Raw genomic sequence first — 24,418 nt, forward strand, 5'->3', positions numbered from 1 at the left:
GCCGGCCTGGCAACCGGGACAGGCGACCGGGCGGGGTCAGCCGACGACGTCCGGCAGGCCCTCCGCCAGCCCCTCCTCCGCCAGCCCCACCACAGGCACGGCGCGCGAGCGGCCGCCCTCGTCCTTGACCACCACGTACTCGGCGTCGACGTGCGGCTCCAGCGCGCTGACCTTGTCCAGCGGGGCGCCGATCACCAGCTGGAAGCCCAGCCCGCGCCACGCCCGCACGGCCCGCCCGGAGAACTGGGCGTCGGCCTTGATGAGCGCCTCGTCGAGGAACACCGGCGCGTACCGCGGCCGCTGCGCGCCGGCGTCCCCGAGCTGGTAGCGCAGCGCGGCGCCGACGATGAACGCGACGAGCTCCTGCGACTCGCCGCCGGACTTCTCGCCGATGTGGTCGTACAGGGCCACGTGGGTGCCGGCCAGGTCGACCTTCTCGGCGCTGATGCGCACGTGCCGGCGCACGTCCACCAGGTCGGTGAAGTCCGGGCTGGTGCGCCGGATGCGGTCGATGACGCGCTCCATGCGGGCGAACCGGGCCTCGCGCTCGGCGTCCGTGGCGTCCGGGCCGAGCGAGCCGCGCGCCTCGCGCAGGTCGCGCCGGAACCGGGCGATGACGGCGGACTGCACCGGGCGCGGGTCGATGCGCAGGCGGTGGTCGTCGTCGGCGAACGGCAGCTGGCCGAGGATCTCGTTGACCGGGTCGATGCGCTCGGAGATCTCCCGCAGGGCGCGGCTGATCGCGGCGTCGAGCGCCGTGAGGTCGTCGCCGGACAGCCGCGCGAGGTTGCGCGACCAGTGCGCCTCGAGCTCGTGCAGCCGCTCCGTCTCCAGCGCGGTGAGCACCCGCTCGAAGTCCGGGTAGGACGCGTCGGGGTCCGTGCCGAGGTTGGGGTCCGGCCACTGGCGGGTGAACGTCTCGAACACGGCGCGCAGGGCGTCCAGGCCCGCGGCCGCGGCGCTCGCGGCCTGCTCGCGGTCGAACACGAGCCGCTGCCCCACCGACTGCAGCGCGGCGTCGAACGCCGGGAGCGTGAGGCCGGCGTCCCCGCGCCCGTCGCCGCCCGACGCGCGCCCCAGCAGCTCGTCCAGGTAGGCCCGGTGCGCGGGGGCCAGCGCCGTGCCGCGCGCCTCGGCGGCGTCGAGGGCCGCCTGCGCGACGTCGACCGCCTCGGACACCTCCTCCCAGCGGGCGTCGAGCGCGGCCTGCGCGTCACGGGCGCGCACGAGCTGAGAGTGCAGCTCGTCGGCCGCGGCGGACTGCGTCGCCACCCGGTCGCGCAGGTCGCGCACGTCGGTGTCGCCGTCCTGCAGATCGGCCAGCACGGTCTCCCACTGCTCGAGCTCGGCCTGGGCCGCCGCCACGTCGACGTGCTCCCAGACCAGCTCCACCACGCGCTCGTGCGCCGCGGTCTGCTCGGCCAGGGCGGCGTCGCGCAGCTCGGCGCCGGCGCGCGCCTCCGCCGCCCGGCGCTCCGCCTCGCGGGCGGCCGCCAGCCGGTCGTCGAGGTCGGCGAGGCGGCGGGAGTTGGTGAACCCGAGCACGTTCTCGCGCCCGTGGCCGCCGTGCGCGCCGCGGGCGCCGTCCGACGCCTGGCCCGTGCGGGTCAGGGCCTTGGCGTGCCGGCCGAGGTCGGCCGGGTCGTCGACGCAGACGTAGTCGTACGCGGTGGCCAGCCGGCCGGCGAGCCACCCCGCGAAGGGCCCGGGCTTGACGTCGAGGCGCCCCGGCAGCGTCCGCTCGTCGAGCGCGACGTCGTCGGCCAGGTCCACCGGGACGCCCTCGTACCGCAGGCGCACCGCCGACGGCACCCGGTCGACGGCGGCGCGGAAGCCGGCCAGCCGCCGCTCGCCGACCAGCAGGGTGAGCGCGAACCCGCCGAGGGCCAGGTTGGCCGCCTCGCGCCAGTGCTCGTGCTCGGGGCGCACCTCGAGCAGCTCAGCCACGAACGGCAGGTCCTCGACCTCCAGCCCCGCCGCCTGGGCGAGCGCCACGCGGGCGCGGTGGTGGCCGTCCGGCACGTTGCCGCGGCGCCGGGCGAACGACTCGCGCTCGCGCTCGAGCCGCTCGACCTCCTGGCGCGCCTCGCGGGCGGTGTCGCTCGCGGCGTAGAGCGCGTCGAGCGAGCGGCGCCGGGCGCCGGCGACGTCGTCCAGCGCCGCGCGGGACGCCGCGGCCTGCCGGTCGAAGTCGGCGCGCGTGCCGACGGTGGCGCCGAGGCGCTCGAGGGCGCCGTCGAGCACCGCGCGGGCGCGGCGCACCTCGGCGACCCGGGCGCGGGCGGCGGCGATCTCCCGCTCGGCCGTGGCGGCGCGCTCGCCGCCGGCGGCCCACAGGGCCTGGCGCAGCCCGTCGAGCGCGGCGGCCTGCGTCTCGTGCGCGGCCTGCAGCGACGCCACGTCGGCCTTGGCCTCGCGCGCCCGCCGGCGCACGTCCTCCTCGGCGGAGCGCAGCAGCCCCAGCCGCCGCTCGTGCCGCCACAGGCTCGCCGGGGACGCCGCGTCGTCGAACGTGCCGACCTCGGCGATGACGGCGAGCCGCTCGCGGGCGGCGTCGACGGCGGCGCGGTGCTTGCGGATCGGCGACAGCACGCGGACCTGGTCCTTGGCGACGAGCATGCGGGTGCGCGTGCCGGCGAGGTCGTCGAAGTGCGCCACGGCGGCGTCGGCGACGGCGAGCGTCTCCGGCTCCTCGAGCACCATCGACTTGTAGAGCGCGTCGACCGTGGTGATCTGCTGGCCGGCCTGGATGCGCCCGAGCAGCGCCACGGCCTTGGCACCGCCGCCGGCCGCGCCGATGCCGAGCGTGCTGTGCAGGCGGGCGGTGAAGTCGCGGTCGGTGTCGTGCAGCGTCAGCCCGAGGTCGGCGAGGGCGCCGCGGGCGAGCCGGCGACCGGCGGCGGCCTCCAGGTCCCGGGCGTCGAACGCGCCGTCCACGGTGGCCCGCACGGCCACGAGGTCCTCGGTGCGCTGGGCGTCCGCGGGCACGTACCAGGCCCGCAGCGCGGTGAAGAGGCTCCCGGCCTGGTCGGCCCACGTCATCGCGATGGCCGACCACGTGTCGGTGCCGTCGCCGCGCAGCACCGTCTCGCGGGTGCCCTCGGCCGTGCGCGACTCGTCGACCTTGCCGCGGGAGTAGGAGATGACGTTGCGCTGGTCCTTGCCGCGCGGCCGCCCGACGACGCCGCCGTTGGAGGCGCCGTTGAACGGCGTCGTGTGCGGCATGAGCAGGGCGATGTAGGCGTCCAGCAGCGTGGACTTGCCCGAGCCCGACGCGCCGGACAGCAGCGTGGCCGTCGCGGCGAACCGCACCTGGTGCCAGCCGGAGTACCCGCCCCAGTTGACGAGCTGCAGGTCGCGCGCCACCCACTGCTGGCCCGTCGAGGCCGCGGGGATCAGCCCGAAGAGGGTGTCGGCCATGAGCGTCACAGGTCGCCCTCCTCGTCGGTCGGGTCGTCGGTCGGGTCGTCGGTCGGGTCGTCGGTCGGGTCGTCGGTGAGGTCGGTCGCGGCGTCGGGGTCCGGGTCCGCGGGCTCGCCGGCCGACGCTCCGTCGTCGCCGCCGCGCGCGGCGTCCTCGCGCAGCCACCGGGCGAGCTCGGCGAGGCGGTCCACCGAGAGGATCACCTCGATCACCGGCAGGACCCGGTAGCGGCCCGGGGTCTCCTCGGCGAGCACCCGCTCGCGCACGAGGCGCGCCACGGCGGCCTGGATCTCCCGCTGCCGCGCCGCGACGTTGGTCTCGCCCGGCGGCAGGAAGCTCAGCACGGTCTGCTCGAGCTCCTCCGCGTCGACGCGCACCTGCTGCTCGCCCACGCCGTGCTCCCGCTGGAACACCGCGCGCAGGTGCACCAGCAGCACCGTCTCCAGCCGGGTGTACGGCTCGTCGCGCAGCAGCACGGGCACGTCGACCTCGGCCTCGCGGACCTGGCGCTTGTACGCCAGGCCGCGGTCGTGGTCGACGACGAGGTCCACGAACAGGTCGTGCAGCCGCGACTCGACGGTCGCCTGGTGCACCAGCAGCGTGCGCCACAGCCGGGGCTGCTCCGCCGCGGACAGGTGGCGCTGCCGCAGCAGCCGCGCCAGCACCTGGCGCACGGGCGCCTCGAGCGTGCCCGTGTCGCCGGGGAACAGGGCCGGCAGGTCCTCCTCGGCGGGGACGGGCGCGATGAACGCCTCGCTCCCGGGCGCGGCCTCCGCCGCCGGGGCGTCCGCGCCGCCGTCCGTCGCGTCCTGCGTGCGCAGGTGCTCGGTCTCCACCGTCACGGCTGCTCTCCCGTCCTGTCGTCCTGCTGGTCCTGCCTCGCCCCGCCGTCCGCACCGCCGCCGTCGTCCGCACCACCGTCGTCCGCGCCGACGTCGTCCACGGCGCCGGGCCGCACGCCGGTGCGCGCGAACGCGAACCGCCGCCGGGTGCCGTCGGGCCGCACGGCGGTCACCACCGACACGGGCGCCCCGTCCGACGGCCCCGCGGACCGCGTCGCCAGCTCGAGCAGCCCCACGAGGTCCACCGGGCGGCGCAAGGCGGCCGGCGCGCTCTCGAACGCCTCCGCGACGTCGACGGCGGCGCCGGCGGCACCGGGCCGCCCGGCGGCGAACCGCCGCAGGTGCGCCTCGAGGTCCGCGTACTGCGGCCCGCCCCACGCGCGGGCCTCCTCGAGGGACACCTCGAGGTCGTCGTCCCACCCCGTCGCGCCGGCCAGCGGCGCCGGCGGCTCGTCGGGGCGCAGGTCGTGCAGCGTGCGGCGCAGGCGGCCGAGCTCGGCGCGCGGCAGGCGGCGCAGCGCGTCCACGCCCTGGCTGCGCCGCGTGCCGGGCACCCAGGCGGCCAGGGCGGTGACGACGTCGCGCAGCAGGTCGTCGACCTGCCGGTCGCGCAGCGGGTCGTGGTGGCGCACCTGCGTGGTGATGACGTGCGAGGCCCGCCGCTGGGCGGTCAGCACGTCGTCCAGGCCCTGCTCGATCTGGCGCGTGATGCCGCGCAGCTCGGCGCGCTGCTGCGGGTCGAGGTCCCCGGCGAACGGGTGGCGCAGCACCGCCTCGAGCTGCGCGGCGAGCGCGTCGAGGCGGTCGGCGTCGCCCAGCAGCCGCACGGCGCCGGCGAACGCCCGGCCCTCCGCCGTCGACTCGAGCAGGTGCTCGGCCTGCTCCAGGTACTCGGCGAGCACCTCCCCCGTCGGCCGGTCGTCCTGGCGCAGCGCCGTGACGACCCGGCGCTGCAGCCCCTTGATGCTCTCCGCCACGCGCGCGAAGTCCGCAGGCAGCTCGCGCACGAGGAACAGGACGTTCTCGGCCTCCTCGAGCAGCTGCTCGGCGTCGACCGTCTCCACCTGCCCGCCGGCCTCCAGCCGCTCGAGCTCGGCGCTGGCGCGCGCGACGTCGGCGCGCAGCCGCGCCTTGCGGGCCTCGACGTCCGGGTCGACGTCCTGCGCCAGCCGCTCGACGGCGTCGAGCAGCGTGCGCACGCGCGAGCGCGTGACGCGGGTGCGCGGCCCGCCGGCGCGGGCGGCGACGTCGAGCGCGTCGACGGCGTGCGCCGTCAGGCGGTACTCCTCGTCGCCGCCCTCGGGCACCTGGCGCACGAGCCAGCTCTCGGCGACCCACTGGCGGCACAGGTCGCGGGCGCTGCCCTCGGGCAGGTCCGCGTGCCCGGCCGCCCGCAGCGCGCGCAGCGCCTCGTCCAGCTCGGTGTGCGCGTCGGCCACCGGCACGGCGGAGCGCTCGGGCGTGAACAGGGCGCCGAGCAGCGCCACGACCAGCGGGGCGTGCCGCTTGTGCAGCAGCGCCAGCATCGGGCCCGCGAACGCGCGGCGGGCGCGCTCGTAGGCCCCCTCGACGGGGGACGTCACGACCGGTGCGTCAGACGACGACGTTGACGAGCTTGGGCGCGCGCACGACGACCTTGCGGATGGCGCGCCCGTCGATCGCCTTGACCACGTTCGGCTCGGCCAGCGCCGCCGCCTCGAGGTCCGCGTCGCTGATCGACGGCGGCACCTCGACGCGCCCGCGCACCTTGCCCTGGACCTGCACCACGCAGGTGACGGTCTCCTCGACCAGGTACCGCGGGTCGGCCACCGGGAACGGCTCGTGGGCCAGCGACTCGGGATGGCCCAGGCGCTCCCACAGCTCCTCGGCGACGTGCGGCGCCACGGGGGCGGTCATGAGCACCAGCGGCTCGATCGCCTCGCGCGGCACCGCGTCGAGCGAGGTGAGGTGGTTGTTGAGCGTGATCAGCTTGGCGATCGCCGTGTTGGGGCGCATGCCCTCCATCTCGGCGGTCACCTCGGCGATGGTGCGGTGCAGCACGCGGCGGGTGGCGTCCGACGCGGGCGCCTCGGTGACGGTGACCTCACCGGTCTCCTCGTCGACGACGTTGCGCCACAGGCGCTGCAGGAACCGCTGCGAGCCGACGACGGCGCGGGTCTCCCACGGGCGCGAGAGGTCCAGCGGGCCCATCGACATCTCGTAGACGCGGAAGGTGTCGGCGCCGTACTGGGCGTACATCTCGTCCGGCGTCACGACGTTCTTCAGGGACTTGCCCATCTTCCCGTACTCGCGCTGGACGGGCTCGCCCTGCCAGGTGAAGCCGGCCTGCTCGTCGCCCTCGACCTCCGCGGCGGGCACGTACGCGCCCCGGGCGTCGGTGAAGGCGTAGGCCTGGACGTAGCCCTGGTTGAACAGCTTGCCGAACGGCTCCAGCGCGGTGACGAAGCCCAGGTCGTACAGCACCTTGTGCCAGAACCGGGCGTACAGCAGGTGCAGCACCGCGTGCTCGACGCCGCCGACGTACAGGTCCACGCCGCCGGCCGGGCCCGAGGTCGGGTTGTGCTTCGGCCCCAGCCAGTACCGCTCCAGCTCCGGGTCGACGACGGCGCCGTCGTTCGAGCCGTCGGTCGGGTCCAGGTAGCGCAGGTAGTACCAGCACGACCCGGCCCAGTTGGGCATGGTGTTGGTGTCGCGGCGGTAGGTCTTCGGCCCGTCGCCCAGGTCCAGCGTGACGTTCACCCAGTCCTCGTCGCGGCCCAGCGGCGCCTCCGGCGCGGAGTCGACGTCGTCCGGGTCGAAGGTGCGCGGGGCGTAGTCCGGCACGTCCGGCAGGTCGACCGGCAGCATGCTCGCCGGCAGCGCGACCGGCCGGTCGTCGGAGTCCCACACCACCGGGAACGGCTCGCCCCAGTAGCGCTGGCGGCTGAACAGCCAGTCGCGCAGCCGGTAGGTGGTGGTGCCCGCGCCGACACCGGTGTCCTCCAGCCAGGCGATGGTCGCCGCCTTGGCGGTGGCGACGTCGTGGCCGTTGAGCTCGAGCGGCGCGTCCTGGCCCTCGGCCGGGCTGTTGACCACCACGCCGTCGCCGGTCCAGGCGCCCTCGTGGCCCTCGGGCAGGCCCTCGGCGGGCAGCACGGTGTGGACCACCGGCAGGTCGTACGCCTCGGCGAACGCGAAGTCGCGGGCGTCGCCGCCCGGCACGGCCATGATCGCGCCGGTGCCGTAGCCCATGAGCACGTAGTCGGCCGTGAACACCGGGATCGACGTGCCGGTCAGCGGGTTGACCGCCAGGTGGCCGGAGAACACGCCGGTCTTCTTGCCGGCGTCCGCCTGGCGCTCGACGGCGGTCTTGGCCGCGGCCTCGCGGCGGTACGCCGCGACGGCCTCGGCCGGGCTCGCGTACCCGCCGGTCCACGCGTCGCGCGTGCCCTCGGGCCACGCGCCCGGCACCTCGTCGAGCAGCGGGTGCTCCGGCGCCACGACCATGAACGTCGCGCCGAAGAGCGTGTCGGGGCGCGTGGTGAAGACCTCGAGGGTCTGCGCCGCGCCGGCCGCGTCGTGGTCGGTGGTGCCCACCACGTCGAAGCGCACCTGGGCGCCGGTGGAGCGGCCGATCCAGTTGCGCTGCATCGCCTTGACCTTCTCGGGCCAGTCGATCAGCGCCAGGTCGTCGGTGAGGCGGTCGGCGTACGCGGTGATGCGCATCTTCCACTGGCGCAGCGACTTGGTGAACACCGGGAAGTTGCCGCGCTCGGAGCGGCCGTCCGCGGTGACCTCCTCGTTGGCCAGCACGGTGCCCAGGCCGGGCGCCCAGTTCACCGGGGACTCGTCGACGTAGGCCAGGCGCTGGGCGTCCAGCACGTCGCGCTGCTCCTGGGTGCTCAGCGCCCGCCACACGGCGCCGCCGGAGTTGTCGCCGTCGTGGCCGGGCACCGGCCGCGTGCCGGCGGCCAGCTCCTCGGCCAGCTCCGCGATCCGGCGGGCGCGGCCGCGGCCGCCGTCGGGCCGCACGGCCTCGGCGTCGTACCAGGAGTCGAAGATCTGCAGGAAGATCCACTGCGTCCAGCGGACGTACTCCGGGTCGATCGTGGCGAACGTGCGGCGCGGGTCGTGCGCCAGGCCCATGCGGCGCAGCTGGCGGCGCATGGTGGCGATGTTCTGCTCGGTGGTGACGCGCGGGTGCTGGCCCGTCTGCACGGCGTACTGCTCGGCGGGCAGGCCGAACGCGTCGTAGCCCAGCGCGTGCAGCACGTTGTCGCCGCGCATGCGGCGGAAGCGCCCGACGACGTCGGTGGCGATGTAGCCCAGCGGGTGGCCCACGTGCAGCCCCGCCCCGGACGGGTACGGGAACATGTCCATGATGAAGAACGGGTCGCCCTGCGCGGCGCCGCCCGCCGGGCCGGTGAGCTCGCCCGTCGGGTTCGCGGCGTGGAAGGTGCCGCGCTCCTCCCAGCGGTCCTGCCAGCGCTGCTCGATCTGCTGCGCGAGTGCCGGGGTGTACCGGAACGTCGGCTCCTTCGGAGCGTCGGTCGTTGCGGGGGCGTCAGGCGTGCTCACCCGGACGATCTTAGTGCCGCCGCGGGGCGCCCCCTCCCCTTTTCGGGGGTGGCCTCAGCCCAGGAACGACGCGACCAGCAGGCGGCCCATGGTCAGCGCGACCCACAGCGCGGAGACCACGTAGCCGAGGCCGAGCACCAGGCCGCGGTTGCCCACGGCGAACCGGCGCAGCCCGTCGGGCGCCGGCAGGGCGCGGGTCTGCAGCGCGTGCACCACCTGGAACCACAGCAGCGGCCACATGCACGTCCACACGACCGCGCAGTACAGGCAGATCGAGTGCAGCTCGTGCAGGATCGTGAACATCAGGAAGAAGATCAGCGCCTGGCCCAGCACGGTGCCGCCCAGCAGCGACAGGCGGTACCAGCGCGGCGGTCGGTAGCCGGTCAGCCACAGCACGCCCGAGGTGATGACCACGGGGAACGCCACCAGGCCGAGGTAGGGGTTCGGGAAGCCGAGCAGCTTGCCCTGCCACGAGCTCATCGCGGGCCCGCAGTCGACCAGCGGGTTGAGCGTGCAGCTCAGCGCGTGCGTCGGGTCGACCAGCGTGAGGTACCGCTCGATCGCGAGCTCGCCCGAGGCGAGGAACGCGATCGCGCCGAGGACGACGAGGACCACCGCGAGCGTGCGGTCGCGCAGCGGGCGGACGCCCGCCAGGGCGGCGTCGCCCGCGGCCTCGGGAGTGAGGTCCGGGGCGTCGAGGTCCGAGGCGGTCGCGGCGCCTGCGGGGGTCCGGGTCACGGGGGCAAGGTATCGCACCAACCTGTCACGCCCCCGGGAGCCGCCCGCCCGCGGAGCCCCCGCGGGCCCTGCCGTCAGGCCGCGTGGTGGTGCGCGGCCTTCTGGCGCCCGAAGGCCAGCAGCAGCACGAGGCCGAGCCCCGTGAGCGCCGCGCCGGTCCACGCCGGGGCGAGGTAGCCCCAGCCGGCGGCGATGACCAGGCCGCCGAAGAAGGCGCCGGCCGCGTTGCCCGTGTTCAGCGCCGAGTGGCACAGCGCCGCCCCCAGCGACTGGGCCTGCGGCGAGAGGTCCATCAGGCGAGTCTGCAGCGCGAGGCCGAGCACCTGCGACGTGACCCCGAGCAGGAACAGCGCGCCCACGGCCGGCGCCGGCGAGCCGCCGACGAGCGCGAAGAGCACCAGGGCGACGCCGGTGGCGACGAACCCGCCGACGACGGTGCGGAGCACGTCGCGGTCCGCCAGCCGCCCGCCGAGCAGCGTGCCGACGGTCATCCCGACGCCGAACACGGCGAGCACCCACGGCACGTGGCCCTCGGCGATGCCGGAGACCTTCGTCACGGTCGGCGCCACGTAGGAGTAGACGGCGAAGAGGCCGCCGAAGCCGATCGACCCGGCCGCGAAGCCGATCCACAGCGGGCCGTTGCGCAGCGCCTGGACCTCCCGGCGCGCCGAGGAGTCGACCGGCCCGTCGTGCGGCACGAACGCGAGCAGCCCGACGAGCGTGGCCGCGCCGAGCACGCCGATGAGCAGGAACGCCGCGCGCCAGCCGAGCACCTGGCCCACCCAGGTGGACAGCGGCACCCCGACGACGTTCGCGATCGTCAGGCCCGTCATCATCATCGACACGGCGTGGCCGCGGCGCCCGGGGCCGGCCACCGCCGCCCCGACGGCCGCGCCGACGCCGAAGAAGGCGCCGTGCGGCAGGCCGGCGAGGAACCGCCCCGCGACGAGCAGCTCGATGCTCGGGGCCGCCGCCGAGAGCAGGTTGGCCGCCGTGTAGACGCTCATGAGCAGCAGCAGGAGCCGCTGGCGGGACATCCGGGCCGCGGCCACGGTGAGCAGCGGCGCCCCGACGACGACGCCGAGGGCGTAGGCGGTGATCGCGTGCCCGACCACGGGGTCGCTCGCCCCGAGGTCCGCCCCGATCTGGGGCAGCAGGCCCATGGTGGCGAACTCGGTGGTGCCGATGGTGAAGCCGCCGACGGCCAGGGCGAACAGCGCGGCGCCGACGTGCGGCGACCGGCCGCGGCTCGGCGTGGCAGCGGGTGCGGCCGTGGTCGTGGGTGCGGTCACGGGGTCTCCTCCGGGAGGCGGCTCGTATCGTTTCGACCGCGCGCCCCACCAGGCACGCACGGCCTCGTGGGGATGCCCGAAGGCTACGCCGGGACCACCCAGATGCGCGACGCGGCGAGCGCGTCGAGCTCCGTGGCGCGCGCCACGCCCTGCGCCTGCCAAGCGAGCGCGAGGGTGCCGGCGCGCTCGCGGCGCCCCGTGACCGTCACGGGCACGTCGAGCTCGATGCCGAGGCCCGCGAGCCGGCGCAGGGCGTCCGGGTCGGCGTCGGAGATGCGGGCGACCACCCCGCTCGCGCCGTCGGCCAGCGCACCGAGCGGCACGGCGTCGGGGCGCACCACGCACCCGTCGGCGGTGGGGATCGGGTCGCCGTGCGGGTCGCGCACCGGGCGGCCGAGCCGGTCGTCCAGCCGCTCCACGAGCAGGTCGGAGACGGCGTGCTCGAGCCGCTCCGCCTCGTCGTGCACCTCGTCCCAGGTGTACCCGAGCTCGCGCACCAGCCAGGTCTCGATGAGCCGGTGGCGGCGCACCATGACCAGCGCGTGGGCGCGGCCCAGCGCGGTCAGGCCGACGCCGCGGTAGGGCTCGTGCTCGAGCAGCCCCTGGTCGGCCAGGCGCCGCACGGTCTCCGAGACGGTCGACGGCCCGACGCCGAGCCGGTCCGCGAGCTGGCCGGTGGTCACCCGGTCGTCCGACCACTCGAGCGCCGACCAGACGGCCTTGAGGTAGTCCTGCGCGACCGGGGTCAGCGTGTCGGGGTCCGGCCGGTCGGGACCGCTCGGGTCGGGTGCGCTCGGGTCGGTGCTGAGCTCGGGTGCCACGGCCCCGAGCCTACGGCGACGGGCTCGGGGTGGTGGAGGGCGACGGGGTGGCGGGCGACGGGCTGACGGCCGGCCCGGTCCCTGCGGGCCCGGGCAGGAGGCCCGGCGGGGTGGCCTGCGGGGGCACCGGGGCCGGCACGTCCCGCCACGGCCCCACGGACGCCGTCGCGTCGCGCCGGACCTCGACGAGCTTCCAGCGCGCGACCCGCCCCTGCGCGGGGTCGTACTCGAGGAGCGTCATCTCGGCGGTGCCGCGCAGCGGGCCGACGGTCGGCTCGCCGGGCGCGGCCCCCGCCGTCGAGCCGTTGACGTACCGCACGCCCTGGCCGAACGGCACCGGGTCGTAGCGGGTGTGCGTGTGGCCGGACACCTGGAACGGCACGCAGCCGGAGTGCATCGCCGCGTCCCCGACCGACGGCGTGTGGATCAGCAGCAGGTCGACGTCGCCGTCGTCGCACGCCACGTCCCGCAGCCGGCGGCCCTCCTCGACGTCGGACTCGACGGTCGTGGTCCCGCCGCCCACCCGCGTCTCGTGCGGGTCGCGGTCGCCGAGGACGCGCACGCCGGCCACCTCGACGACCTGGCCGTCGAGCACGGTCTCGCCGTTCGACCGTTCCGCCTCGGACACCGTCACGGAGTCGTGGTTGCCGTCGGACACGACCATCGGCACGCCGGGCGGCCGGGCCGACGCGAACGCGTCGACGCAGACCTTCTCCACCGCCGTGCCGTTCATCGTCGTGTCGCCGGCGTTGAGGACCACGTCCACGTCGGCCCGCGTCGCGACCTCCCGGATCAGCGGGGCCATGCTCGTGTTGCAGTGCAGGTCCGAGACGACGAGCAGGTGCACCGGCTCCTCCGCCCCGGGCGCCGACGGCGAGGGCGAGGGCGACGCGCCGGGGCCCGGCGTCGCCGCGGGGCCCGCGCCGAGCGCACCGAGCGCCTCGGTGCCGGCGCCGAGGGCGTCGCGCAGGGCCTGCTGCGCCTCGGCGGTCTGCTGCTCCTGCCACGCCGCGACGAGCGCCGTGCGGGCGTCGTCGTAGAACTTCTCGTTCTGCCGGTACAGGCCCAGCAGCTCGGCGCCGTAGGTGTCGATGACGCCCGCGAGGCGGCCCGTGATGCGGGCACCCTCGAGGGCCGTGCCGGCGAAGACGGGCGACGTCGGCGCGCCTCGCTCCCCCGGCTCGACGTCGTCGGCGCTCAGCGCCCCGACCACGAGCGCGACGACCACGACGCCCACGGTCACCTCCGTGGCGCGCGGGGCGAGCCGCGCGGCGAGCTCGCGCCGGCGCTCGCGACCCAGGAGCGCGCGCAGCCCCAGGCCCAGCAGCACGACCACCACCGCGGCCACGAGCGTGCGCCGCGCGGCGTCGACGACCAGGGCCCGGACCACCGAGGCGACGGTCGTCTCGGGGTTGCCGAAGAACTGCAGGTAGCCCTGCAGGTCCTGCTGCAGGCCGTCGAGCGTCGTGGCCTGGTCGATCTCGGTGAGGTCCGCGGGGATCTCCGAGACGGTGACGTCGACGCCGAGGGGCCCGGCGGGCGAGTCGATCCGGAGCGACCCCAGGGGGCCGAGGTCCACGGTCACCTCGCCGCCGAGGGTCGCCTCGTAGCGTGCCGTGTGCGGCCCGAGGGACAGGTCGGCGGTGGCGGTGGTGAGGCCGAACAGGAGGCAGACCAGGAAAGCGCCCGCGGCGGCCACGGTCCACCGCAGCGCACGGGGCAGGGTGTGGTGGGACGGGCGGGTCATCGCGACCACCCTGGACGATCCGCCGGGCCGGCGCCACCGCTCGCGGGCTGGTCAGCCGGTCTTGCGAGCGGTCGTGCGCCGGCGCGAGGACTTCTCGTCGTCGTCCGACGCCTTCGCGGGCGAGCTCTTGGACGAGGACTTCGAGGAGGACTTCGACGACGAAGCCTTGGACGAGGAGGCTTTGGACGAGGACGACTTGGACGCCTTCGACGCGGACGCCTTGGCGCCGGACGACCTGCCGCCCTTCGACGACGAGCCCTTCGAGCCGGCCTCCTGCTCGCCGTCCTCGTCCTCGTCCTCGTCCTGGTCGGCGCTGCCGGCCCCGCCGCCCTTGCGGGACTTCGCCTCCTGGACGCTCTTGCGCAGCGCCTCCATGAGGTCGATGACCTCGGCGCCCTCCTCGGCCGGCTGCTCGCCGAACGTCTCGGCGGTGTCGACCGACTCCCCCTTCTCGATCTTCGCCTCGATGAGCCGGCGCAGCTGCGCCTGGTACTCGTCGGTGAACTCCTCGGGCGAGAAGTCCGACGCGAAGCTCTCCACCAGCTGGGAGGACATCGCCAGCTCGCGGTCGGAGACCGTCACGTCGTCCTCGAGGGACGGGAAGTCGGCCTCGCGCACCTCGTCGGCCCACAGCAACGTCTGCAGCACCAGGGTCTTGCCGCGCACCCGCAGCACGGCCAGGCGCGTGCGCTGGCGCAGCGCGAACTTCACGACGGCGGAGCGCTCGGTCTCCTCGAGGGTCCGGCGCAGCAGCACGTAGGCCTTGGCGGACTTCGAGTCCGGCTCCAGGTAGTAGGTGCGGTCGAGCATGATCGGGTCGATCTGCTCGCTCGGCACGAACTCGACCACCTCGATCTCGCGGTCGCGCTCGGCGGGCAGGGCGGACAGGTCCTCCTTGGTGAGCACCACGGTGTGCTCGCCGTCGTCGTAGGCCCGGTCGATGTGCTCGTACGGCACGGTCTTGCCGTCGAGCTCGCACACGCGCTGGTACCGGATGCGGCCGCCGTCGGCGTCGTGCACCTGGTGCAGGGGCACGTCGTGGTCCTCGGTCGCGCTGTACAGCTTGACCGGCACGTTGACGAGACCGAACGAGACGGCGCCCTTCCAGATCGACCGCATGCGCTCATGGTCGCCCGGCCTGCGGCGGCGCGCCACCGACGCCTCGGGCGGGCGCGGCCCCGGCGTCGCCCAGCAGCGCCGCGAGCGCCCCGCGCACCCCGTGCGCGCGGATCGCACCAGCGGCGTCGGCCACCTCACGCGCGAGGCGCTCGGTGAGGTCCGCGCCGAGCCCCGCGTCGCGGACCAGGCCCGCGACCGCGTCCGCGACCGCGCCGTCGACGACACCGTCGACGGCGCCCGCGTGCTGCGCGGGGCCGTCGGCGGTCAGCAGCGCCGCGAGGCCGAACGCGGTGAGCGGGGCGTCGCCGCCGGCGCGTACCCGGTCGGCCCACACGGGCAGGCTGCGTGCGCGCCACTTGGCCGAGGCGTGCAGGGCGATGTCGGCGAGCCGGTGGTGCAGGGCGGGGTTGGCGAACCGCTCCAGCGTGGCGGCGGCGAACGCCTGCGCGGCGGCGCGGTCGCCCGGCACGGTGGGCACGACCTCGTCGGCGAGCAGCCGGCGCAGGTACCGCCCCAGCAGGGGGTCGGCGCAGGCCTCGTCCACCGTGGTGGCGCCGGCCGGCAGCCCGACGGCGCTGAGGGCCGTGTGCGCGCCGTTGAGCACCCGCACCTTGGTCTCGCGCACCGGCCGCACGTCGTCGACCAGCTCGACGCCGGGCACGGCGCGGTGCAGCGGCAGCGCCGCCGCCACCCGGCCGCCGGGGTCGGTGATGGCCCAGCGCAGGTACCGCTCGCCCGCCACGACCGCCTCGTCGCGGAAGCCCAGCCCGGCCTGCACCCGCGCCCGCTCGGCCGCCGGCACGCCGGGGACGATGCGGTCCACGAGCGTGTCGTGGAACGAGCACGCCTCCTCGACCCAGGCGGCGAACGCCGGGTCGAGCCCCGCCGCGGCGGCGTGCCGCAGCACCAGCTCGCGCAGGGTCGCGCCGTTCGCCTCCACCAGCTCGCACGGCAGGAGCACCAGCCCGGCGGCCGGGTCCCCGCCGTGGTGGCGCCAGCGGTCGTGCAGCATCGCGGCCACCTTGGCGGGGAACGACGCCGGCGGGCGCGCGGCCAGGTCGTCGTCGGCCCACACGAGCCCGGCCTCGGTGGTGTTGGAGACGACGACGCGCAGGTCGGGCGACAGGTACAGGGCGCGGTAGCGCTCGAGCTCGTCGTGCGCGGAGACGACCTGCTGCACGCAGTCCACGAGCGTGGTCTCGCGCACCGGCACGCCGTCGTCCACCCCGTCGAGCAGCACGTGGAACAGCCCGTCCTGGCGCCGCAGCGCCGCGGTGACGGTGTCCGGGCGCGGCGTCGCCTTGACCACCGCGACGCCCGCGTCGGTGACGCCGGCGTCGTTCGCGCGCTGGATCGCCCAGTCGACGAACGCGCGCAGGAAGCCCCCGGCGCCGTACTGCAGCACCCGCACGGGCCGCGGCCGGCGCTCCACCGTCGCGCGGTCGAGCGTGGCGAGCGCCTGCACCGAGGGATGGGCCGGCACGGGGACCGTCACGTGACCACCCCGAGCTGCCACGGCACGAACTCGTCCTGCCCCAGGCCGAGCTCCTCGCTGGCGGTCCGCTCCCCCGACGCCACGGCGACGACGCGCTCGAAGATCTCCTCGCCGACCTGCTCGAGCGTGGCCGTGCCGGCGACGATCCGGCCGCAGTCGACGTCCATGTCGTCGCGCATCCGAGCGAACGTCTCCGAGCTGGTCGCCAGCTTGATGGTCGGGGCCGGGCGGGTGCCGAGCACCGACCCGCGGCCGGTGGTGAAGCACACGACGGTGGCGCCGCCCGCGACGAGCCCGGTGACGGACACCGGGTCGTAGCCGGGGGTGTCCATGAACCCCAGGCCGGGCTCGCTGATCGGCTCGGCGTACTCGTAGACGGCCGCGAGGTCGGCCCGGCCCGCCTTGGCCACGGCGCCGAGCGACTTCTCGAGGATGGTGGTCAGCCCGCCCGCCTTGTTCCCGGGCGACGGGTTGTTGTCCAGCGAGCCGCCGCCCTCCTCGGCGTACCGCGTCCACCACGCGACGCGGTCCAGCAGCCGCTGCGCCACCTCGGGCGTGCGCGCCCGGCGGGTGAGCAGGTGCTCGGCGCCGTAGACCTCGGGCGTCTCGGCGAGCACCGAGCGGCCGCCGGCGGCCACCAGCAGGTCGGACGCGTGCCCCAGGGCCGGGTTGGCGGTGATGCCGGAGTACCCGTCGGACCCGCCGCAGTTGAGGCCGAGCACCAGCTCGGACACCGGCACGGGCTCGCGCCGGCGCGCGTCCACCGCCGGCAGCATCTCGAGGACCGCCTCGACGCCGGCGGCCACCGTGGCGCGGATGCCGCCGGTCTCCTGGATCGTCAGCGCGCGCACGATGGTGTCCGAGCGGACCGGCAGCGTGTCGACGATCGACTGCACCTGCACCATCTCGCAGCCCAGCCCCAGCACGACCAGGCCCGCGAAGTTGGGGTGGCGGGCGTAGCCGTGCAGCGTGCGCTGCAGCACGCCGCCGCCCACCGACGACGGGATCAGCCCGCAGCCGGACTGGTGCGTCAGCGCCATGACGCCGTCGACGTTCGGGAACTGCGCCAGCAGCGGCTCGACCTTCGCCGCGATCATCCTCGCCGTGGACGCCGAGCAGTTCACCGAGGTGAGGATGCCGACGTAGCTGCGGGTGCCCGCGGCGCCGTCGGCGCGCCGGTAGCCGAGGAACGTGCGGCCCGGGTCGCGCGGCGCGGGCAGCTCGGTGTGCACCGTGGCGAGCTCGTGCTCCCGCGCGCCGGGGTCGAAGCCGAGGTTGTGCGCGTGCACGTGCTCGCCGACGGCGATGTCGCGGGTGGCCACGCCGATCACCTGCCCGTACTTGTGCACCGGGGCGCCGGCGGGCACCGCCGTCACGGCGAGCTTGTGGCCCCGGGGCACGTCCCCGACGACGACGACGTCGCCGCCGGGCGCACCGTCCGGCGCGGCCAGCCGCGTCCCCGCGGGCAGGTCGGCGGTGGCGACCACGACCTCGTCGGCGGCGGCCAGCCGCAGCGTGCGCGGCGCGGTCTCGGCCGTCACCGCGCGTCCCGCGCGGTCGCCGTGCGGGCGTACGACTGCCGCGGCAGCTCGTACGCCAGGTCGCGGGCGGTCTCGACGGCCTCGTCGAGGGTGAGCCGGTGCTCGAGCACCAGGCGGGACAGGTACCCGGCGTCGACCCGCCGCGCCAGGTCGTGGCGGGCGGGGATCGAGCAGAACGCGCGGGTGTCGTCCACGAAGCCGGAGGTGTTGTAGAAGCCGGCGGTCTCCGTGGCCGCCTCGCGGAAGCGGCGCATGCCGTCCGGCGAGTCGAGGAACCACCACGGCGCCCCCAGCCGCAGCGACGGGTAGGCGCCGGCCAGCGGGGCGAGCTCGCGGCTGTAGGTGGTCTCGTCGACCGTGAAGAGGATCGCGCGGAACCCCGGGTGGGTGCCGAACGCCTCGAGCAGCGGCCGCAGGGCCCGGGTGAACTCCGTGGCCACCGGGATGTCGAAGCCCCTGTCGGGGCCGTGGGCGGCCAGGACCGGGGTGTGGTGGTCGCGCAGCACCCCGGGGTGCAGCTGCATGACCAGCCCGTCGTCGCACGCCATGCGCGCCGACTCGAACAGCATGTGGCCGGCGAACGCCTCGGCCTGCGCCGCGGTGACCGCGCCGGGACCGCCGTGCAGCGCCGCGGCGTACAGCTCCGCCGCGACGCGCGGCTCCAGCGGCTGGGTGCTCGCGGCGAGGTGGCCGTGGTCCGAGGCGAGGGCGCCGGCGGCGACGAACGCCTGGCGCCGCTCGCGCAGGGCCGCGAGGTAGCCGGCGTAGTCGCCGGTGTCGACGCCGGCGACGCGGCCCAGCTCGGCGACGTCGGCGCGCCAGCCGGGCCGCCCGAGGTGCACGACGGCGTCGGGCCGGAAGGTGGGTACCACCCGGTCCCCGAGGCCGTCCGCGGCGAGGCGGGCGTGGTGCTCCAGCGGGCTGCCGGCCGGGTCGGTGGTGGCGAGCAGCTCGATGCCGAACCGGTCGAGCAGCGCCCGCGGCCGGAAGCCCGGCTCGGCGATGCGGGCGGCGACGCGGTCGTAGATCGCGTCGGCGGTCTCGGCGGAGGGCACGAGGTCGACGCCGAACACCTCGACCAGCTCGTGCTCGAGCCAGTACCGCGACGGCGTGCCGCGGTAGAGGCGCCAGCCGGCGCAGAACCGCCGGAAGATCGCGCGCGGGTCGGCCTCCGCCGGGCCGCCGTCGACCCGCGGCACGCCGAGCGCCTCCGGCGCGACGCCCTGGGACACCAGCATGCGGGTGACGTAGTGGTCGGGGACCACGAGCAGGTGCGCCGGGTCGGCGAACGGCGCGTCGTCGGCGAGCACCTCGGCCTCGACGTGGCCGTGCATCGCCACGATCGGCAGGTCCTTCGTCGCGGCGTAGACCTCGCGCGCGACGGCGCGCTGGCGCTCGTCGAGCGGCAGGGCGCGGTCGGGGTGCAGCTGCAGCGCGGGAGGCGCGGCGACCGTGGGCATGGGACTCCCTCGTCCGGTGGCGGCGGTGCGATGTACACGATTGCACGCGTCGGCCACGACGGTCAACGACACCGCCTGCAGCGGCGCCGCGACGTCCGTGGCGGCGTCCGTGTCATCGTGTGCACGCCCGCTACCCTGGCGGTGACGACCCCGAGCGCTCCTGGAGGACCGGTGCCCGCGACGATCCGCGACGTGGCCGCCGCCGCCGGCGTCTCGACGGCCACGGTGTCGCGCACGTTCGGGCGTCCCGAGAAGGTCGAGGAGGCCACGCGCCGCCGCGTGCTCGACGCCGCCCAGCGGCTCGGCTTCGCGCCCAGCGGCGCGGCGCGCACGCTCCGGACCGGCCGCACCGGGGCGCTCGGCGTCGTGGTTCCCGACCTGTCCAACCCGTTCTTCCCCGACGTGGTGCGCGGCGTGCAGCACGCGGCGCACGAGCACGGCTACCCCCTGCTGCTCGCCGACTCCGAGGAGGACCCGGCCGCCGAGCTCCCGCTCGTGCGGACCCTGGCCCGCAACGTCGACGCCCTCGTCCTGTGCTCCCCGCGGGCGTCCGACGACGACCTCGCCGCGGCGGCGGCCCTGCGGCCCGTGGTGCTCGTCAACCGCGAGCTGGCGGACCACCCCGGCGCGGCGGTGCCGCCGGTCGCCATCGACAACGCCGACGGCGTGCGCCAGGCGGTGCGGCACCTGCGCGCGCTCGGCCACGCCCGCGTGGGCTTCGTCGCGGGCCCGGGCACGAGCTCGTCCGTGGCGGCGCGCCTCGCGGCGTTCCGGGCCGCCACGGCCGACGCCGGGGCCGAGGGCGTCGTCGTCGGCGGGTACGAGCCGACGCTGGCCGGCGGCGAGCGGGCGGCGGACGACGTGCTGGTCGCCGGCGTCACGGGCGTCGTCGTCTACAACGACGTCATGGCCGCGGGCCTGGTCGGCCGGCTCCAGCGCTTCGGCGTCGACGTGCCGGGCCGGGTCAGCGTGGTCGGCTTCGACGACATCGCCGTCTCGGCGCTCCTGACACCGCCGCTGACCACGGTGCGCATCCCGCGCGCCGAGGCGGGGCGGCGGGCGGTGCGGCGGCTCCACGCCGCCCTCACCGGCGCCGACCCGGCCGCCGTGGCGCCGGGCCCGCTGCCCACCGAGCTGGTGGTGCGGGCGAGCACGGGCCCGGCGCCCCGCTGAGCGCTCAGACGAGCGCGACCACGCCCAGCACGCCGACCGCGAGGGCCAGCAGCAGGGACACCCCGATGAGCACGGCGTGCACCGTGTAGAAGCGGGTGGGGCGCCCGGCGGTGTCGCGCGCACGCGGGTCCTTGGCGACCCGCTGGAAGAACCGCGGCCAGATGAGCAGGTTCCACAGGGCGGTGACGACCAGCACCACGGCCCACGCGACGGGCAGCTGCACGCCCACGGTCACAGCCCCACGGCGTCGAGCTTCGCGGCCAGCTCCGCGTCGGTCGGCTCGACGAAGTGGTCGCCGTCCGGGAAGACGACGACGGGGATGTTGGTGCGGCCGGAGATCGCGTGCGCGTCGTCGGCCTTGGTGGGGTCCGCCTCGAGGTCCACGTACCGGTAGTCCACGCCGCGGGCGTCGAGCAGGCGCTTGCTGCGGCGGCAGTCGCCGCACCAGGCGGCGCCGTACATGGTGAGCGTGGCGGGGCGGGCGGGGTCGAGCGTGCCGTCGGTCATGGCGGCGATGGTAGGCGCGAGCACCCGTCCGGCGCTGTCTCGTGCGCCACGTCCGCGAGCGTGACGTCCGCGACGGTCATGCCCGCGGCCGTCACGCCGACCGTCAGTCGCCCTGGTGCCGCGCGACGTCGTCGGCCGCCTCCGCCGTGCGCCAGAACGCCTCGAGCATCTCCTGGGCCATCTCGGGGGCGCTGAACAGCGAGTCGCGGTGCTCCGCCGGCTCCCGCTCCCCCGCGATGGCGCGGACCTCGTCGTGGATGCGCTCCATCGAGCTGTCGAGCGACCACGCGACGTCGGCGGCCAGCTTGAGCGAGTCGGTCAGGTGGCGCGGCACGTCCCGGTCGTACTTGTAGTAGATCTTGTGCTCCAGGCTCGCCCAGAAATCCATGGCGATGGTCCGCAGCTGGATCTCGACGACGACGTCCTCGACCCGGTCGGACAGGTACACCGGCACCTGCACGATGAGGTGCAGGGACTTGTACCCGTTGGGCTTCGGCTTCGCGATGTAGTCGCGCTCCTCGAGCAGCGTCAGGTCCTTCTGCGCCACGAGCATGTCCCGCACCCGGTAGATGTCGGAGACGAAGCTGCAGGTGATGCGCACGCCCGCCACGTCGAACATCCGCGACCGGATGCCGTCGGGCGTCAGCGGGATGCCCTTGCGGCGGCACTTGTTGGCGATCGAGTCGAGCGACTTCAGGCGCGAGCCGACGTGCTCGATCGGGTTGTAGTCGTGGATGTGGCGGAACTCGTCGCGCAGGATCGAGATCTTCGTCATGATCTCGTCGATCCCGAACTTGTAGCCCAGCACCAGGCGGCGCAGCTCCTGCATGCGCTCCCGCACCGCGACCGGGTCCCGAAGGACGCGGTCCGGGAGGTCGGGGTCCGGGGGACGCAGGGCTTCGGCGGCGAGCGGCTCGGTCACGCCCTCCACCGTAGGGCCGCGGCCGGGCGGGGACTGTGAACGTCCGGTGTGAGACGCGTCCGCGACCACCTGGCACGCACCCGGCGCGCGCTGGTCACCGTCCCGGCACAGGATGAGGCATGGCCGCCGCGCAGACCGTCACCGTCGAGGGGCACCGCGTCCAGCTGACCAACCTCGACAAGGTGCTCTACCCCGCCACGGGCACCACCAAGGGCGAGGTGCTGCAGTACCTCGCGCAGGTCGCGCCCGTGCTGCTGCCGCACGCGCGCCAGCGCCCCGCCACGCGCAAGCGGTGGCCGGACGGCGTCGACGGCCAGGTGTTCTTCCAGAAGAACTCCGACGCCTCGACGCCCTCGTGGGTGCGCACGCGCCGAATCCAGCACAGGTCGTCGGCCAACGACTACGTGCTGGTGAACGACCTGGCGACGCTCACCTGGCTGGGGCAGACCGCGACGCTCGAGATCCACGTGCCGCAGTGGCAGTTCGGGCGCACGGGCGTGGCCCACCCGCCGGACCGGCTCGTGCTCGACCTCGACCCCGGCCCGGGCGCCGGCCTCGCCGAGTGCGCGCAGGTGGCCCGCTGGGCGCGCGCCATCCTCACCGGGATGGGGCTGGACCCCGTGCCGGTGACCAGCGGCTCCAAGGGCATCCACCTCTACGCCGCGCTGGACGCCTCCGGCGGCAGCTCCGGGACGGCCGGCGCCGGCTCGTCGGACCAGGTCTCCGCCGTGGCCCACGAGCTCGCCCGCTACCTGGAGGCGGAGCACCCCGACCTCGTGGTGAGCGACATGAAGAAGTCGTTGCGCCAGGGCAAGGTGCTCGTCGACTGGTCGCAGAACAACGGCAGCAAGACGACGATCGCGCCGTACTCCCTGCGCGGTCGCGACCACCCCACCGTGGCGGCGCCGCGCACGTGGGAGGAGCTCGAGGACCCCGGCCTGCGGCACCTGACGTACACCGAGGTGCTGGAGCGCGTGGAGCGGGACGGCGACCTGCTCGCCGGGCTCACCGCGGGGCACCTGTCGCAGCTCGAGCCCACGCCCGAGCACATGGCCCGGTTCGAGCGGCTCGAGGTCTACCGCGCCAAGCGCGACCCGCAGAAGACCCCCGAGCCGTTCGGGGCGGCCGCCCCGGGCGCCCCCGGCGACGGCGACGGGCGGCCGACGTTCGTCATCCAGGAGCACCACGCCCGCCGGCTGCACTGGGACTTCCGCCTCGAGCACGAGGGCGTGCTGGTGAGCTGGGCGCTGCCGAAGGGCGAGCCGGCGGACCCGCACCAGAACCACCTCGCCGTCCAGACCGAGGACCACCCGCTGGAGTACGGCGGCTTCGAGGGCACGATCCCGAAGGGCGAGTACGGCGCCGGGGAGGTGACCATCTGGGACGCCGGCACGTACGACCTCGAGAAGTGGCGCGAGGGCAAGGAGGTCATCGTGACGCTGCACAGCGAGCGCCGCGGGTCGCGCCGCCTCGCCCTCATCCACACCGGCGGCAGCGACGAGTCTGGCTGGCTGATCCACCGCACCAAGGAGCAGCCTGCCGGCGCGGCGGGCCCCGACGTCGTCGACGCCGGCGCGGGGACCGCCGTCCAGGAGGACGCCGCGGCCGCCCGCGGCGGGCGCGGCGGATCGTCCGCCGGTGCCCCGGCCGTCGACGTGCCGCTGCGGCCGATGCTGGCCACGCCCGCGGACGCCGGCGAGGAGCGGGTGCTCGCCGCGGACGGCCACGACGGGCCGCCCGCCTGGGCCTTCGAGATGAAGTGGGACGGGTTCCGCACGCTCGCCGTCGTAGAGGCCGACGGTGACGACGGAGGCTCCGGCGCCGGCGGCCCCGGCGCGGGCCGCCGCGTGCGGCTCGTCTCCCGCACGGGCCAGGACATGACCGGTACCTACCCGGAGCTGCGGGTCGTCGCCGGGCAGGTCGGCGACGAGCTGCCGGTGGTGCTCGACGGCGAGATCGTCGCCCTGGACGAGGGCGGCCGGCCGCGGTTCCGGCTGCTGCAGCAGCGCGCGAACATCCAGCGCGCCGCCGACGTCGAGGCCGCCCGGGCCAAGGTGGCGGTGGACCTCATGGTGTTCGACGTGCTGCAGGTGGGCGCGCGCACCCTGCTGGGCGACCCGTACGACGAGCGGCGCAAGGTGCTCGAGGACGTGCTCGCCGCCCGCGCGCCCGTGCACCTGCCCCCGGCGTTCGACGGCGACCTGGACGCCGCGCTGGGCACCTCGCGCCGGCTGCGCCTCGAGGGCGTGGTCGCCAAGCGGCGCGACGGCGCGTACGCCCCGGGGCGGCGCTCCCGGCAGTGGCTGAAGCTCAAGCACGCGAGCACCCAGGAGGTGGTGGTCGTCGGGTGGCGCCCGCTGCACGCCGGCGAGCACCGCGAGGACACCCACCGGGCCGGCTCGCTGCTCCTGGCGGTGCCCGTGGACGGCACCCTGCGCTACGCCGGCAAGGTCGGCACCGGCTTCACCGACGCCGACCGCCGGGCGGTCGCCCAGCGCCTGCACGCGCTGGCGCGCAAGACCCCGGCCGTCGAGGGCGTGCCGCGCCCCGAGGCCAAGCACGCCCGGTGGGTCACCCCACGCCTCGTGGGCGAGGTCGAGATGGCGGAGTGGACCGGCGACCCGGCGCAGGACCTGGAGGCGCGGCTGCGCCAGCCGTCCTGGCGCGGCTGGCGGGAGGACAAGTCGCCCGACGACGTCGTCGTCGAGCCGTGAGCCGTGCACCGGGTGGCGGCCCCGGCGCCGAGCGATGAGTCCTGGCGGCGGGCGTCGTCGGACCCGG

At 75.8% G+C, this 24,418-nt stretch carries 17 protein-coding genes; 2 read left to right on the top strand and 15 right to left on the bottom strand.

Annotation, left to right across the window (positions count from 1 at the left end):
- Positions 1-36 precede the first annotated feature (36 nt).
- The 12 genes from U5M74_RS03685 to uxaC all read right to left on the bottom strand — a co-directional run bounded on the left by U5M74_RS03685 (position 37) and on the right by uxaC (position 19,035).
- Positions 37-3,420: an ATP-binding protein gene (locus U5M74_RS03685; RefSeq protein ID WP_410906387.1), complete on the bottom strand. Its 3,384-nt coding sequence runs from the start codon at positions 3,418-3,420 to the stop codon at positions 37-39.
- A 5-nt stretch (positions 3,421-3,425) separates the two neighbouring features.
- A complete protein-coding gene (locus U5M74_RS03690) occupies positions 3,426-4,265 on the bottom strand; it encodes a DUF4194 domain-containing protein (RefSeq protein WP_410906252.1) in 840 nt (279 codons plus the stop codon).
- Entirely contained in the window at positions 4,262-5,848 is a 1,587-nt protein-coding gene (locus U5M74_RS03695; RefSeq protein ID WP_410906253.1) for a DUF3375 domain-containing protein, read from the bottom strand. The genes U5M74_RS03690 and U5M74_RS03695 overlap by 4 nt, the downstream gene beginning before the upstream one ends.
- A gap of 10 nt (positions 5,849-5,858) precedes the next feature.
- Positions 5,859-8,822 (bottom strand): leucine--tRNA ligase, encoded by a 2,964-nt coding sequence (gene leuS / locus U5M74_RS03700; protein WP_410906254.1) that lies wholly within the window; start codon positions 8,820-8,822, stop codon positions 5,859-5,861.
- 54 nt (positions 8,823-8,876) lie between these two features.
- Entirely contained in the window at positions 8,877-9,560 is a 684-nt protein-coding gene (locus U5M74_RS03705) for a vitamin K epoxide reductase family protein (RefSeq protein WP_410906256.1), read from the bottom strand.
- 74 nt (positions 9,561-9,634) lie between these two features.
- Positions 9,635-10,852, bottom strand: coding sequence for an MFS transporter (locus U5M74_RS03710; RefSeq protein ID WP_410906257.1), 1,218 nt, complete (start codon positions 10,850-10,852; stop codon positions 9,635-9,637).
- An 83-nt stretch (positions 10,853-10,935) separates the two neighbouring features.
- Positions 10,936-11,673: a metal-dependent transcriptional regulator gene (locus U5M74_RS03715; protein WP_410906258.1), complete on the bottom strand. Its 738-nt coding sequence runs from the start codon at positions 11,671-11,673 to the stop codon at positions 10,936-10,938.
- 10 nt (positions 11,674-11,683) lie between these two features.
- On the bottom strand, positions 11,684-13,420 hold the full coding sequence (locus tag U5M74_RS03720; RefSeq protein WP_410906260.1) for a metallophosphoesterase family protein: 1,737 nt from the start codon (positions 13,418-13,420) through the stop codon (positions 11,684-11,686).
- A 51-nt stretch (positions 13,421-13,471) separates the two neighbouring features.
- Positions 13,472-14,539, bottom strand: a complete 1,068-nt coding sequence (locus U5M74_RS03725) for a Ku protein (protein WP_410906261.1) — start codon at positions 14,537-14,539, stop codon at positions 13,472-13,474.
- A gap of 4 nt (positions 14,540-14,543) precedes the next feature.
- A complete protein-coding gene (locus tag U5M74_RS03730) occupies positions 14,544-16,034 on the bottom strand; it encodes a tagaturonate reductase (protein WP_410906263.1) in 1,491 nt (496 codons plus the stop codon).
- Positions 16,031-17,575: a UxaA family hydrolase gene (locus tag U5M74_RS03735; RefSeq protein ID WP_410906264.1), complete on the bottom strand. Its 1,545-nt coding sequence runs from the start codon at positions 17,573-17,575 to the stop codon at positions 16,031-16,033. The genes U5M74_RS03730 and U5M74_RS03735 overlap by 4 nt, the downstream gene beginning before the upstream one ends.
- A complete protein-coding gene (uxaC, locus tag U5M74_RS03740) occupies positions 17,572-19,035 on the bottom strand; it encodes a glucuronate isomerase (protein WP_410906266.1) in 1,464 nt (487 codons plus the stop codon). Before uxaC ends, U5M74_RS03735 begins: the two co-directional genes overlap by 4 nt.
- A 141-nt stretch (positions 19,036-19,176) precedes the next feature.
- Here uxaC and U5M74_RS03745 point away from each other — a divergent pair, with 141 nt between their 5' ends.
- Positions 19,177-20,208, top strand: a complete 1,032-nt coding sequence (locus U5M74_RS03745; protein WP_410906268.1) for a LacI family DNA-binding transcriptional regulator — start codon at positions 19,177-19,179, stop codon at positions 20,206-20,208.
- A gap of 4 nt (positions 20,209-20,212) precedes the next feature.
- Here U5M74_RS03745 and U5M74_RS03750 read toward each other — a convergent pair whose 3' ends face one another.
- The 3 genes from U5M74_RS03750 to U5M74_RS03760 all read right to left on the bottom strand — a co-directional run bounded on the left by U5M74_RS03750 (position 20,213) and on the right by U5M74_RS03760 (position 21,544).
- Complete coding sequence (locus U5M74_RS03750; RefSeq protein WP_410906270.1) at positions 20,213-20,431, bottom strand: SCO4848 family membrane protein; 219 nt, start codon at positions 20,429-20,431, stop codon at positions 20,213-20,215.
- A gap of 8 nt (positions 20,432-20,439) precedes the next feature.
- Positions 20,440-20,715 (bottom strand): glutaredoxin family protein, encoded by a 276-nt coding sequence (locus U5M74_RS03755; RefSeq protein ID WP_410906272.1) that lies wholly within the window; start codon positions 20,713-20,715, stop codon positions 20,440-20,442.
- A 103-nt stretch (positions 20,716-20,818) separates the two neighbouring features.
- Positions 20,819-21,544: a GTP pyrophosphokinase family protein gene (locus tag U5M74_RS03760; RefSeq protein ID WP_410906388.1), complete on the bottom strand. Its 726-nt coding sequence runs from the start codon at positions 21,542-21,544 to the stop codon at positions 20,819-20,821.
- A 212-nt stretch (positions 21,545-21,756) separates the two neighbouring features.
- Here U5M74_RS03760 and U5M74_RS03765 point away from each other — a divergent pair, with 212 nt between their 5' ends.
- Positions 21,757-24,351: an ATP-dependent DNA ligase gene (locus U5M74_RS03765; RefSeq protein WP_410906274.1), complete on the top strand. Its 2,595-nt coding sequence runs from the start codon at positions 21,757-21,759 to the stop codon at positions 24,349-24,351.
- Positions 24,352-24,418: the final 67 nt, after the last annotated feature.

Source organism: Puerhibacterium sp. TATVAM-FAB25 (assembly GCF_046535855.1).
GTDB lineage: Bacteria > Actinomycetota > Actinomycetes > Actinomycetales > Cellulomonadaceae > Puerhibacterium > Puerhibacterium variabilis_A.

What these genes read in the sequence shown, in the direction of transcription:
- U5M74_RS03765 (WP_410906274.1), top strand. Translation starts at nt 21,757, where the DNA reads ATGGCCGCCGCGCAGACCGTCACCGTCGAGGGGCACCGCGTCCAGCTG.
- uxaC (WP_410906266.1), bottom strand. Translation starts at nt 19,035, where the DNA reads ATGCCCACGGTCGCCGCGCCTCCCGCGCTGCAGCTGCACCCCGACCGC.
- U5M74_RS03720 (WP_410906260.1), bottom strand. Translation starts at nt 13,420, where the DNA reads ATGACCCGCCCGTCCCACCACACCCTGCCCCGTGCGCTGCGGTGGACC.
- U5M74_RS03685 (WP_410906387.1), bottom strand. Translation starts at nt 3,420, where the DNA reads ATGGCCGACACCCTCTTCGGGCTGATCCCCGCGGCCTCGACGGGCCAG.
- U5M74_RS03760 (WP_410906388.1), bottom strand. Translation starts at nt 21,544, where the DNA reads ATGCAGGAGCTGCGCCGCCTGGTGCTGGGCTACAAGTTCGGGATCGAC.
- U5M74_RS03755 (WP_410906272.1), bottom strand. Translation starts at nt 20,715, where the DNA reads ATGACCGACGGCACGCTCGACCCCGCCCGCCCCGCCACGCTCACCATG.
- U5M74_RS03725 (WP_410906261.1), bottom strand. Translation starts at nt 14,539, where the DNA reads ATGCGGTCGATCTGGAAGGGCGCCGTCTCGTTCGGTCTCGTCAACGTG.